Here is a 13,198-nt window from a genome sequence, read left to right as displayed (position 1 = left end):
ATAAAATTGCGCAGTAACGGGGATTATCTCCCCGTTTGATCAGGCCTGCATCGCGGCGCGAACGCGCTGCAGATCATCTGGCGTATCCACCCCAACGCTGGGGATGGTTTGCGCTACGGCAACATGAATCTTTTCGCCGTACCACAATACCCGTAACTGTTCGAGCAGTTCGATCTGTTCCAGCGGGCATGGCGCCCAGGCGACGTAGCGGCGAATAAAGCCGGCCCGGTAAGCGTAGATGCCAATATGTCGCAGCAGAGTGTCACCAATCTGCTCGCGTGAGCGGGCATAACGTTCACGATCCCACGGGATTGTCGCGCGCGAAAAATAGAGCGCATAGCCGTTAACGTCCATCACCACTTTAACCGCATTGGGATTAAACGCTTCCTCCGCCTCGGTGATAGGTACCGCCAGCGTCGCCATTCCCGCCGCAGATCCGGCCAGATTGGTGGCTACCTGACGCACGATCTCCGCCGGAATCATCGGCTCGTCACCCTGCACATTGACGATGATCTCATCATCAGCGAACTGATATTTTTCGATCACTTCCGCCAGACGCTCGGTGCCGGACTGATGATCGGCACGGGTCATGCAGACTTCACCGCCTGCGGCTTCAACCGCCTGCGCCACCGCCGGATGATCGGTGGCGACGATCACCCGACTGGCACCCGATTCGCGGGCGCGCTCCATCACATGTACCACCATTGGCTTGCCGTGGATGTCGACCAGCGGTTTGCCCGGTAAGCGGGTTGACGCATAACGCGCAGGAATGATGGCGGTGAAACTCATGGATGAATCTCTTCCACAGAGAGCGTACGGGCTTCATTCTCCAGTAACACCGGAATGCCGTCACGCACCGGAAACGCCAGGCCGTCCGGTTTGCAAATCAGCTCCTGCTGCGCATTGTTATAGTAGAGTTTGCCATTGCACACCGGGCAGGCAACGATTTCGAGTAAACGATGATCCATATGTCCTCCATCAGGGACCGAATGCGTAAGGGGTAAAGCATACCATAGCCCAGCCCGGGCGGGAGGGCGTAAAACGTATCAGCAGATCACGAACAGCCCGCTTCGCAATTCAGCGACCACAGTGCCGGCCAGTGCTGGCGCAGCGAGGCAGGCATCTGCAGCAGAGAGACGGTTTCCGCCCCCTGCCACGCCGCAAAGCGCTCTATCGCCCGCCGGATATCCTGCACAAATCGCAATGTGACCCGCGTCTGCGGCTCAAGCCAGATATTTTTAATCTCCAGCTGCTTTGACTGACGCAACATACGGGCATCCAGCCGGCCTTTTATTTCACCACGGTGCAGCATCGGCAGGACAAAATAGCCAAATTTGCGCTTAGCCGCCGGCGTATAACACTCGATACGGTAATCAAAGTTGAACAGTTCCAGCGCACGCTTGCGGTCCCAAACTACCGGATCGAACGGCGACAAAAGCGCACTGTGCGTCGCCTGCAACGGCTTCTCAAGCAACGGCAATAAATCGCGATGCAGCCACATCTCGCCCAGCCCGTCGGTCATCACCGCAATCAGATCGCCCGCTTCCTGCGCTTCCGCCAGGAAGGCACTGAGCGGCACCCGTTTCAGGCGGTAATAGTCTGCCAGCCAGCTGCCGCGAAAAATGCCGAGGCTGCGGGCGCTGTTAAGTAACATTAAGCGGGTCGCTTCAGCTTCACTGATGCTGTGCAAATCGTCCTGCCAGTCAGGCATCACCCGGCTGCGCAGATCGTATACCCGCTGAAAATTTCGGCGCTCAGTCACCATCAGTTCCCCGGCGCTGAACAGATTTTCCAGATGCCGCTTGTGCGGTTTCCACGCCCACCATCCCGGCTTATGATTCGCGGCATGCGCAAAGTCCGCTGCGCGTACCGGGCCGTTTTCGCGGATCTGCTGCAGTAACTCAGCGATTTCCTGCTGGTGGTCAGCGACCCATTTCGCATTGTATTTCCAGCCCAGCCGTTCCGGCGCCAGCATACGATGACGCAGCAATCTGTAGTCGGCACGCGGAATAAAACAGGCTTCGTGTGCCCAGTATTCAAATACCTCGCCCTGCGCCAGCGCCTGTTCCAGCCACACCTGAGGATAGTCACCGAGGCGACTGAACAGCACCAGATAGGGGCTACGGGCCACCACATTAATGGTATCGATTTGCAGCAGCGACATACGGGAGATGCAGTCAATCAGATCCTGATAGCGGGCGCGCTGACGCGGTGGACGCAGCAGGCCCTGCGCGGCGAGATGAAGGTGACGTGTTTGCTGTAATGAAAGTGAATGCAGAGGGTTCATTCTCTTCCTTATCCGGTCTGGTGACTAGGTGCGCGCCTGACCGCTGCGGCACAGCTGTTCGATATCGTTCAGCAATGGGGTGACTGCCGTGCCCTGCAGACGGGCATCAACCGGCAGATACCACCAGTTGGGCTGGGCAAAGTGGCGGCATTTCACCGCATCCTTTTCGGTCATCAGCAGCGGCTGTCCGTCTGTTGTCAGACGCGTCAGCTCATCCTGACTGTAAGCGTGATGATCGGCAAAGGCGACTTCTGCCACCGGGGTGATGCCCAGCTGTTTCAGTGTGGTAAAGAAGCGCGGCGGATGCCCGATACCGGCCATGGCGATAACCGGATCAAGCTGATCAACCGGCCGGGTTTCGCCGCTCAGCAAATGCGTCGCCAGCCCTGGCTGAAGCTGCATGGCGATCTCACCAGACTGTGCGTCACCACCGTTAACCACAATCGCATCCACCTGACCCAGGCGGCTGGCGCGTTCGCGCATCGGCCCGGCCGGTAACCACCAGCCATTGCCAAAACGACGTACCCCATCCACCACCACAATTTCGCGGTCGCGCTGGAGCGCATAGTGCTGCAGGCCATCATCGGTGATGATCACATCTAACGGCCCCTGTTTCAGCAGCGCTTCAATCGCCAGCCGCCGCTTTGGCGCTACGGCCACCGGCGCGCCGGTGCGCTGGGCGATCAGCACCGGCTCATCTCCAGCCTGTTCGGTGGAGGTCTGTCCGGTAACCAGCAGCGGATACTGCTCGGCTTTACCGCCGTAGCCACGCGACACCACGCCCGCACGCAGACCCCGCTGTTGCAATGCCTCGACCAGCCAGATGACTACCGGCGTTTTGCCATTGCCGCCAGCCGTCAGATTACCCACCACTACCACCGGCAGCGGTGCGCGCCAGCTTTTACGCCAGCCGCGCTGATAACTGAATCGAATCAGAGTGGTAATCGCCCCATACAGCAGGCTCAGTGGCCATAACAGCAGCCATAGGGGTGAACGACCACTCCAGATACGCTCAATCATTGGCCGAATTGCATCTTGTGCAGCTGGGCATAGGCTCCGCGCTCGGCTAACAGCACCTGATGCGTACCGCGCTCAACAATCTGACCATCTTCGATTACCACGATTTCATCCGCTTTTTCGATGGTAGAGAGTCGATGTGCAATCACCAGCGAGGTACGGTTCTTCTGCAGTTCGTCCAGCGCTGACTGAATGGCCCGCTCAGATTCAGTATCCAGAGCCGATGTCGCTTCATCCAGGATTAAAATAGGACAATCGCGTAACAGGGCGCGCGCAATTGCAATACGCTGACGCTGGCCGCCTGACAGCAGCACGCCGTTTTCGCCGATCACCGTATCCAGCCCTTGATCCATTTTATTGATGAAATCCATCGCATGCGCCATGGTCGCAGCCTTTTCGATCTCCGCGCGGCTATACTGTTCGCTGCGGGCATAGGCGATGTTATTGGCAATGGTGTCATTGAACAGATGAACATTCTGCGACACCAGCGCCACCTGATTACGCAGCGAGCGTAAGGTGTACTCCCGCAGATCGTAACCGTCCAGCAGGATTTCTCCCTGTTGAATATCGTAGAAACGGGTCAGTAAGCTGGCCATGGTCGACTTACCGGAACCGGAGCGACCCACCAGAGCAACCGTTTTGCCTGCCGGCAGCGAGAGATTGATATTGCGCAGCGCCGGCACATCACGACCCGGATAGGTAAAGGTGACGTTACGGAACTCGATATCGCCCTTCGCACGGGTGACTTCACGAGTGCCGTTATCCACTTCCTGCTTGCTGTCGAGAATAGAGAACAGCGTCTGACAGGCGGCCATACCGCGCTGGAACTGGGCATTGACGTTAGTCAGCGATTTCAACGGACGCATCAGGGCGATCATTGATGAGAACACCACGGTGATGGTACCGGCAGTCAGGGTATCCATAACGCTGGGAAAGCTGGCGGCGTAAAGCACGAATGCCAGCGCCAGAGAAGCGATCAGCTGAATCACCGGATCGGAGATTGATGAGGCTGAAACCAGCTTCATTCCCTGCTGGCGCATGCGATTACTGACGCGGGCAAAGCGCTCAGACTCAATCTCCTGACCACCGAAAATCAGCACTTCTTTATGGCCCTTCAGCATCTGTTCAGCGCTGGTTGTCACCTGCCCCATGGTATTTTGCATGGTTTTACTGATGTTACGGAAACGCTTAGAGACGGTGCGGATAGCAAAAGAAACGATCGGTGCCAGAACAATCAGAATCAACGACAGCTGCCAGCTGTAGTAGAACATCATGATGAACAGGCCAATAATCGACGCACCTTCACGTACCACCGTGACCAGCGCCCCGGAGGAGGAGGAAGCCACCTGTTCGGAATCGTAGGTGATACGTGATAACAGGGTACCGGTTGACTGCTGGTCAAAGAATGAAACCGGCATGCCCATCATATGGCTGAACAGCCGACGGCGGATATTCATGACCACGTTGCCAGAAACCCAGGAGATGCAGTAGCTGGAGATATAACTGGTCACGCCGCGGATCAGCATCAGGCCAATTACCACTAACGGCATCCACAGCATCACCGATTTATCGGCTTTACCAAACCCATCATCCAGTAACGGTTTCAACAGGGAGAGCATTAAGGCGTCGCCCGCAGCGTTAATAATCAGGGCAATGGAGGCCACAATTAATCCCGCCTTGTTAGGCGCGATCATCGGCCAGAGTCGGCGGAATGTCTGCCACGTAGAGAGATCTTTATCTAGATGCATTATTTATTCACGCTGTTGGAAATAGCCGGCCATTCTACCTGGATTCGCGTTTGACGCCAAACCACTGATGATACCAACGGGGCATTAATTGATCGCGCAGACCAGATACCGCAATTTTACCCTGTCGAATAGTGATGCTTATCTGACCCGATTGTCCGGTGTCGAACCAGTTAAAACCGCTTCGCTGATAATTTTCCAGCACGCTTTTAGCGGGCATCCGCCATGCATTGTAGCGTGCCAGCGAGGCTATCGCGGTCTTACCCGCCGTACTGCGCAACAGCAGCCGTGTTGAGGAAGTGCGGCTGCCATGATGCGGTACCTGCAGAATATCCACTCTGAGACGCTGTTTTTCCAGCGCCACCAACTGACGTTCCGCCAGCGCTTCAATATCACCGGTTAACATCACTCTGACCTGACCATCATCAACGATGATCACGCAGGAATCGTTATTGTCACCCGGCGTCGGTATCGACAGCGGCCAGAGAACCTCAAAATGGAGTTGCTGCCAATGCCATTCCGTACCGCGTACGCAGGGTAAATGGGCGTTGTTTGCTAACGCGCTACGCACTTTCACCGTTGGCCAGCGCGCTGTTATCGACGCCAGGCCGCCAGTATGGTCAAGATGTTTATGGCTGAGGATCACCTGCTGTAACCGCAGCTGTTTTCTCTCCAGCCACGGAATAATCACCCGACTGCCAGCATTGTCGGTCTGCCAGCGCGGACCGGTATCGTACAGTACCGCCTCATCGCCCTGACTGATCACCATGCTTAAACCGTGACCAACGTCCAGCATATCGATGCGCCATCCCTGCCCCTGCTCTGGCTGGCGACTTAATACCATCGCCAGCGCGATTGCGCTGCTGCTCACTGGCAGCGCAAAGAACAGCTGGGTTCGCCATACGATCAACCCACCCCATACCAGCACAGTAAAGCAGGTTACGCCATTCAGCGGCCACCAGCCTGGTGGTAGCAACTCCAGGCTGTAAAACAGCGCACGCAATGAGAAATCGGCCATCTTCCAGAAAAAAGCGGATAATTGTGCGAACGGCAGCAGCATCGCCAGGGTCACCAGCGGCATAGTTATGAAGGAAACGGCAGGGACGGCCACGACGTTAGCAACCAGTGCAGTCAGGCTAATGCCGTTAAAGATAGTCACCTGCAACGGCACCATCAGAATCATCATTCCTGCCTGTAAATGCAGCAGCTGTATGGGCAGCCAGCGCCGCTGATGACGAAACCTTCTTGCCAGTGGAAACCATTGGTACCAGATGATCAACATTCCCACCGCCAGCGCAGAGAGCCAGAAACTGTCAGATAACACGGTTAACGGATTTGACAGTAATAGCAAAGCAACGCACAGCGTCCAGACTTGCCAGCTGTTCAGTTGGACGCCAGCAATTCGGGTCAATACCCATAATGTCAGCGCCAGAAGAGAACGCTCGGCAGGAGGTTGTGCGCCTGAGAGCCAGGTATAAACCGCAGCCAGCAGCCAGCTGACAATGAGAGGAAAAAGGTAGCCAATATAACGGGCAGGTAACAGAAGCTGTAGGCCGCGAGCGAATAACCAGCCCGTACTGGCAGCCAGTGCGATATGCATACCTGATATCGCCATCAGGTGAGCAGTACCGGTGTCACGTAATAACTGCCGCGTTTCGCGGCTCATTTCGTCGCGATTACCAAATGCCAGCGCCTCCAGAGTGGAATGCATTGGCATTTCTCCCCGGCTGGCACGATGCCATAAAATAAATCGCCAGCGCCAGTCGCAGCTATTTTCTACCGCCTGCTGCTTGATAATACGTCCCTGTAGCGGCGTATTGTTGGCCAATGCAAAACGCTGCGCATCAAAATCGCCCTCATTCAATCGGGCATGAATCGCGCGTAAACGCAGCGTCATGGTCCAGCGTTGGCCCGGACAGTACTGTTCAGGATCGGCGTCAAAGTAAAGCCAGGCAAAACGTGGCGGAAACAGCATCTTTTCGCCCTCTTTCAGCAGACGAACTCTGATTTGCTTCCTCTCCTTTCTCAGTTCGCTAATAAGGATGCTGTAAGTGGCTGGTCGCGCAGCATGGTGTTCAATATCTCTCACCATTAATCGCGCATCGTTGGTTGCCCATGCCAGAAACAACAGGCCAATGCCGGTTATCCGCAGGGTCTGCGGACGACTTTGCAGTAACACCATCCCGGTTATTATCAAACCGAGAATGACGCCGCCAGAAGGAAGTCGGGCGATAAACAGTAAAGGCAACGTAGCAATAATTGCCAGCCGGGCTAAAACCATCCATGTCAGCATAATCACATCCATCCTGATGAATATGTCTATTCTGAACGGTGGAGGTAAGGGTTAAAGCAGGTAATCAGGCAGTAGCGAGCGGCATCGCATTAATTCGCAGGGCTTGCAGAGTGGGTTGCACTAATTCGGAAGGCATCTTCAAAAGGCAACTCGGGATATCGGCGCTGAAAAAGAGCAGGCAAAAAAAAACGACATCCGGAGATGTCGTTTGTCTGGTTCGGTATCGGCTCAGCCGTAGATATTTGCGCGATCGCGCAGTTCCTTGCCTGGCTTGAAGTGGGGAACGTATTTACCTTCCAGATCCACTTTGTCACCCGTTTTCGGGTTACGACCAGTGCGCGGAGCGCGATAGTGCAAAGAAAAGCTGCCGAATCCCCGGATTTCGATGCGTTCGCCCTGTGCCAGCGTAGTGGCCATGTGCTCCAGCATCTCTTTTACTGCATCCTCAACGACTTTCGCCGGTATATGAGTATGCTGTCCCGCCAGTCTTTCGATCAGTTCTGACTTGGTCATGTAACCTCCGGTTATCCCTCTGGGAATGTATGACAGCTTTTACCGAAACCGGGCGGTTGCCCACCCGGTGCTTCAGGTCGATTACTCGCCTTTAGCCGCTTTGAACGCTTCAGCCATGGCGCTAGAGAAGTTACCTTCTTCCTGTTTGGTGTTAACAGTATTGATGGCTTCTTTCTCATCAGCCTGGTCTTTCGCACGGACAGACAGGCTAACAACACGGTTTTTACGATCAACGCCGGTGAATTTAGCTTCGACGTCGTCACCAACGCTCAGAACCAGAGTGGCATCTTCAATGCGGTCCAGTGAAGCTTCAGAAGCGCGCAGGTAACCCTCAACGCCGTCTGCTAATTCAACTGTAGCACCTTTAGCATCAACAGCAGTGACTTTGCCGTTAACGATAGCGCCTTTCTTGTTCAGCGTGATGTAGTTGTTGAACGGATCTTCTGCCAGTTGCTTAACGCCCAGAGAGATACGCTCACGCTCTGCATCGACCTGCAGTACAACGGCAGCGATTTCGTCGCCTTTTTTGTACTCACGAACGGCTTCTTCGCCAGTCGCGTTCCAGGAGATGTCAGACAGGTGAACCAGACCGTCGATGCCGCCGTCCAGGCCGATGAAGATACCGAAGTCAGTGATTGACTTGATTTTACCTTCAACACGATCGCCTTTGTTGTGCGTCTCAGCGAACTGCTGCCATGGGTTAGATTTACACTGCTTCAGACCCAGAGAGATACGACGACGCTCTTCGTCAATGTCCAGAACCATAACTTCAACCACATCGCCTACGTTTACAACTTTAGACGGATGGATGTTTTTGTTGGTCCAGTCCATTTCAGACACGTGTACCAGACCTTCAACGCCTTCTTCGATTTCCACGAAGCAGCCGTAATCAGTCAGGTTGGTCACACGACCGGTCAGGCGGGTGCCTTCCGGATAGCGCTTAGCGATAGCCACCCATGGATCTTCGCCCAGCTGTTTCAGGCCGAGGGATACGCGGGTACGCTCGCGGTCGAACTTCAGCACTTTAACAGTGATTTCGTCGCCCACATTGACGATTTCGCTTGGATGCTTAACGCGTTTCCAGGCCATGTCAGTGATGTGCAGCAGGCCGTCAACGCCACCCAGATCCACGAATGCACCGTAGTCAGTAAGGTTCTTAACGATACCTTTGACTTCCATGCCTTCCTGCAGGTTTTCCAGCAGCTGATCGCGCTCTGCGCTGTTTTCGGATTCGATAACCGCACGACGTGAAACCACGACGTTGTTGCGTTTCTGATCCAGCTTGATTACTTTGAATTCAAGCTCTTTGCCTTCCAGGTGCAGCGTATCGCGCACCGGACGAACATCGACCAGTGAACCTGGCAGGAACGCACGGATACCGTTCAGCTCAACTGTGAAGCCACCTTTAACTTTGCCGTTGATAACACCGGTAACAGTTTCAGCGTCTTCGTAAGCTTTCTCCAGCGTGATCCAGGCTTCATGGCGCTTAGCTTTCTCACGGGACAGCAGGGTTTCACCGAAGCCGTCTTCCACTGCATCCAGAGCAACATCAACTTCGTCGCCAACCTGGATTTCCAGTTCGCCGGCTGCGTTCTTGAACTGCTCTGCAGGGATTGCAGATTCAGATTTCAGACCCGCATCAACCAGAACGACATCTTTGTCGATAGAAACGACGATGCCACGAACGATAGAACCCGGGCGGGTTTCGATTGTTTTTAAGGATTCTTCAAATAGTTGAGCAAAAGATTCAGTCATATTGATAATCTTCAGGATTCTTCAATTTAACGTCCATCTGACTTCATGTCGGATGGGGTTGTTTCACATGCCCAGCACCGGATCCGTGGTACAGGGTGATAAAATTCAGTTAAGCCGTAATACCCAGCTTTTCACGGGCATAGTGTAGCGCTTTTTCAATGACCTGATCGATGGACATTTCAGTAGAATCCAGCATCAGGGCATCGTCAGCGGGTACTAAAGGCGCGATTGCGCGATTGCGATCGCGGTCATCACGTTCTTTTATCTCGGCTAAAAGGCGATCAAAGTTAACATTAAAGCCATTATCCTGCAACTGTAGCATACGGCGCTGGGCACGTTGTTCCGCGCTGGCATCGAGAAAAATCTTGACCGGTGCATCCGGGAAAACCACGGTACCCATATCGCGACCGTCGGCAATTAAGCCTGGCGCTTCGCGAAAACCACGCTGACGACGCAGCAAAGCTTCACGTACACGCGGGAAAGCCGCCACGCGGGAGGCGGTGTTGCTGACCTCCTGGGTACGAATTTCACCGGTGACATCTTCACCTTCGAGGATCACCTGCATTTCGCCATTTTGTGACACAAAGCGTACATCCAGATGTGCCGCAATCGGCACCAGCGCTTCTTCAGATTCGATATCAACCTGGTGATGCAATGCCGCTAATGCCAGCACGCGATAAATCGCACCGGAATCCAGCAGATGCCACTGCAATGCTTCCGCCATCGCTTTGCACAGGGTCCCTTTTCCCGCACCACTTGGCCCATCGATAGTTATGACCGGGGCAGTTACTGTCATTATTCCCTCCTGTTGCTGCGCGCTCTTCGGCCTGTCGGCCATCGGTAATGACTAGCATTATACGCTGCCCAAACCACCTTGGTTACCCTTTCGCACTGACGGTGTTAATAATTCCAGGCAAATCAGAGGATTTCTGCCGCGATACGGCCAGATAATATGAGGGTTTCCGGTGCGATATCGCACCGGAGGGAAGTTATCAGGCAGGCTGGCTGATTTTAGCCAGCTGATCGAAATAGTCAGGGAAGGTTTTTGCGGTACAGCCCGGATCGAGAATGGTGACCGGCGTATCAGAGAGCGCGACTAACGAAAAACACATCGCCATACGGTGATCGTTATAGGTGCCAATATCCGCATGAATAAGGGTCGCTGGCGGTGTAATACGAATATAATCGTGGCCCTCTTCCACTTCCGCCCCCACTTTACGCAACTCAGTGGCCATGGCACTCAGCCGATCGGTCTCTTTCACCCGCCAGTTATAAATGTTACGCAGCTGGGTGGTGCCTTCGGCAAACAGCGCCGTAGTCGCGATGGTCATCGCCGCATCGGGGATATGGTTCATGTCCATATCAATGGCGCGTAACGTGCCGGCAGTACAGGCAATATAGTCATCGCCCCACTCAATCTGCGCGCCCATCTTTTCCAGGACATCCGCAAAACGGATATCGCCCTGCACGCTCTGACGGCCAATACCAGTAACCCGCACCGTGCCGCCTTTAATCGCCGCGGCAGCGAGGAAATAGGAGGCAGAAGAGGCATCGCCTTCAACCAGATAATCGCCTGGCGACTGATACTGCTGCTGTCCTTTGATCAGGAAGTGCTGATAGTTCTGGTTTTCAACCTCGACGCCAAAGCAGCGCATCAGGTGCAGCGTAATGTCGATGTAAGGTTTGGAAACCAGCTCACCTTTGATGGTGATGCGGGTATCCTGCTCAGCCAGCGGCGCGGTCATCAATAACGCCGTCAGGAACTGACTGGAAACGCTGCCATCCACGCTGACATCTCCGCCGGTAAATCCACCGCGTAAGCGCAGCGGCGGATAATCCTGATTCTCCAGATATTCAATGCTGGCACCGCCCTGACGTAACGCATCGACCAGATGGCCGATTGGACGCTCTTTCATCCGCGGCTCGCCGGTCAGTTCGATATCCTGCTGTCCCAGGCAGAGCGCCGCGGCCAGTGGACGCATCGCGGTGCCGGCATTGCCCAGGAATAGCGATAAAGGCTGTGATGATTGCAGAGGGCCAGCATTCCCGGTGACTTCACATACCCGGCGATCGCTGGAGAGCGTATAGCTTACGCCCAGCGCGCTAAGCGCATTAAGCATGTGCTTAACATCATCGCTGTCGAGTAAATTCGTCAGACGGGTGGTGCCTTTAGCGAGGGCGGCAAGCAGTAATGCACGATTTGATACGCTCTTAGAACCGGGCAGATTTACCGTACCATTAACGCGGGCGATGGGTTGGAGAGTCAGGGAGTCCTGCATGTGAAACGAAATCCTCAAAAAATACGAAGACCTCGCCACCTGGCGAGGTCTGGCATCAGCATCAATGCTGATATGTCATTAATCAGCCGTGACGGCGTTCAAAATCGACCATAAAGTCGGTCAGCGCCTTAACACCTTCCAGCGGCATGGCATTATAGATAGAAGCACGCATGCCCCCAACTACCCGGTGTCCTTTCAGCGCATGCAGTCCCGCCTTGAATGACTCTTCAAGGAACAGGCCATCCAGCGACGCGTCGGCCAGCTGGAAAGGAATATTCATGCGCGAACGGTTGTCCGTTGCCACATCGTTGCGGTAGAAGCCGCTGTGGTCAATCACGCCGTACAGCAGGTCAGCTTTAGCCTGATTGATCCGATCGATTTCAGCCACGCCGCCTTTCTCTTTCAGCCATTTGAAGACCAGCCCTGAAAGGTACCAGGCGAATGTAGGTGGGGTGTTGAACATCGAATCGTTGTCGGCCAACACTTTATAATCGAGGATTGACGGCACTGACGCCTGCGCCTGACCTAACAGATCTTCGCGCACAATCACCAGCGTTAAGCCAGCAGGCCCGACGTTCTTCTGCGCACCGGCGTAGATCACGCCATAGCGGCTGACATCAATCGGGCGGGACAGGATAGTAGAGGAGAAATCGGCGACCACCGTTTTGCTGCCAAAGTCAGGCTGCTCGTCGATCGCAATACCGTCGATAGTTTCATTCGGGCAGAAATGTAGATAGGCGGATGCATCACTGACGTCCCATTCCCGCATCGGCAGAATCGCGCGTTTACCGTCGCGGGTGGTTTTGACATCCAGGGTGCGCGGGGAGCAATATTTTTGCGCTTCTTTGATGGCGCTGTGCGCCCAGTATCCGCCATCGGCGTAGTCTGCGCTGGAAGCGGTGCCGAGCAGGTTGCCAGGCACGGCCGCAAACTGCGCACGCGCCCCACCGTGACAGAATAATACTTTGTAATTAGGCGGTATTTTTAGCAGATCACGGAAGTCCTGCTCCGCCTCTTCAGCAACCTGAATAAACTCTTTGCTGCGGTGACTGATCTCCATTACGGAGGTTCCCAGGCCACGCCAGTTTGTCAGCTCTTGTTCTGCACGACGGAGCACTTCAACCGGCAGCATCGCTGGGCCGGAGCTAAAATTATAAACTTGCGTCATTTCCCCTCACCACTGTCATATCGAACGGTTATGAATAACTTACCGGTTTTATCACTGCATCCTGACGGCTGCAATCATAAATCGGGTAGCGGTCACATTTTCTGAATCCGCCGCGCCGGAGGTTATGTTACCAATGCAAAC

Annotated in this window: 11 protein-coding genes; all 11 read right to left on the bottom strand. The window is 54.6% G+C overall.

Features of this window, described 5'->3' with window-relative positions:
* Window positions 1-39: 39 nt before the first annotated feature.
* A complete protein-coding gene (kdsB, locus tag AC6I8I_RS06590) occupies window positions 40-789 on the bottom strand; it encodes a 3-deoxy-manno-octulosonate cytidylyltransferase (RefSeq protein ID WP_312052728.1) in 750 nt (249 codons plus the stop codon).
* Window positions 786-968 carry a Trm112 family protein gene (locus AC6I8I_RS06585; protein ID WP_031376635.1) on the bottom strand — a complete coding sequence of 61 codons (183 nt, stop codon included), beginning with the start codon at window positions 966-968 and terminating at the stop codon, window positions 786-788. Before AC6I8I_RS06585 ends, kdsB begins: the two co-directional genes overlap by 4 nt.
* An 86-nt stretch (window positions 969-1,054) precedes the next feature.
* Entirely contained in the window at window positions 1,055-2,287 is a 1,233-nt protein-coding gene (locus AC6I8I_RS06580; protein ID WP_312052730.1) for a winged helix-turn-helix domain-containing protein, read from the bottom strand.
* Between the two features lie 24 nt (window positions 2,288-2,311).
* Window positions 2,312-3,307 carry a tetraacyldisaccharide 4'-kinase gene (lpxK, locus tag AC6I8I_RS06575; protein ID WP_312052732.1) on the bottom strand — a complete coding sequence of 332 codons (996 nt, stop codon included), beginning with the start codon at window positions 3,305-3,307 and terminating at the stop codon, window positions 2,312-2,314.
* The gene (msbA, locus tag AC6I8I_RS06570) at window positions 3,304-5,052 is read right to left on the bottom strand and encodes a lipid A ABC transporter ATP-binding protein/permease MsbA (protein ID WP_312052734.1); all 1,749 of its coding nucleotides are present in this window, start codon (window positions 5,050-5,052) and stop codon (window positions 3,304-3,306) included. Before msbA ends, lpxK begins: the two co-directional genes overlap by 4 nt.
* Window positions 5,053-5,086: 34 nt before the next feature.
* On the bottom strand, window positions 5,087-7,342 hold the full coding sequence (locus AC6I8I_RS06565; RefSeq protein ID WP_312052736.1) for a DNA internalization-related competence protein ComEC/Rec2: 2,256 nt from the start codon (window positions 7,340-7,342) through the stop codon (window positions 5,087-5,089).
* Window positions 7,343-7,570: 228 nt separating this feature from the next.
* The gene (gene ihfB / locus AC6I8I_RS06560; protein ID WP_003849360.1) at window positions 7,571-7,855 is read right to left on the bottom strand and encodes an integration host factor subunit beta; all 285 of its coding nucleotides are present in this window, start codon (window positions 7,853-7,855) and stop codon (window positions 7,571-7,573) included.
* Window positions 7,856-7,936: 81 nt separating this feature from the next.
* Complete coding sequence (rpsA, locus tag AC6I8I_RS06555) at window positions 7,937-9,610, bottom strand: 30S ribosomal protein S1 (protein ID WP_312052738.1); 1,674 nt, start codon at window positions 9,608-9,610, stop codon at window positions 7,937-7,939.
* 109 nt (window positions 9,611-9,719) lie between these two features.
* Window positions 9,720-10,406: a (d)CMP kinase gene (cmk, locus tag AC6I8I_RS06550; RefSeq protein WP_159860754.1), complete on the bottom strand. Its 687-nt coding sequence runs from the start codon at window positions 10,404-10,406 to the stop codon at window positions 9,720-9,722.
* Between the two features lie 196 nt (window positions 10,407-10,602).
* Window positions 10,603-11,889, bottom strand: a complete 1,287-nt coding sequence (gene aroA, locus AC6I8I_RS06545) for a 3-phosphoshikimate 1-carboxyvinyltransferase (RefSeq protein ID WP_312052741.1) — start codon at window positions 11,887-11,889, stop codon at window positions 10,603-10,605.
* 82 nt (window positions 11,890-11,971) lie between these two features.
* The gene (gene serC, locus AC6I8I_RS06540) at window positions 11,972-13,057 is read right to left on the bottom strand and encodes a 3-phosphoserine/phosphohydroxythreonine transaminase (protein ID WP_312052743.1); all 1,086 of its coding nucleotides are present in this window, start codon (window positions 13,055-13,057) and stop codon (window positions 11,972-11,974) included.
* Between the last annotated feature and the right edge of the window lie 141 nt (window positions 13,058-13,198).

It is taken from the genome of Pantoea sp. X-Soil-YNGN-775 (genome assembly GCF_059730575.1).
Note: the sequence above shows the minus strand (reverse complement) of the source record. Positions and strands in the feature narration are given on the sequence as shown.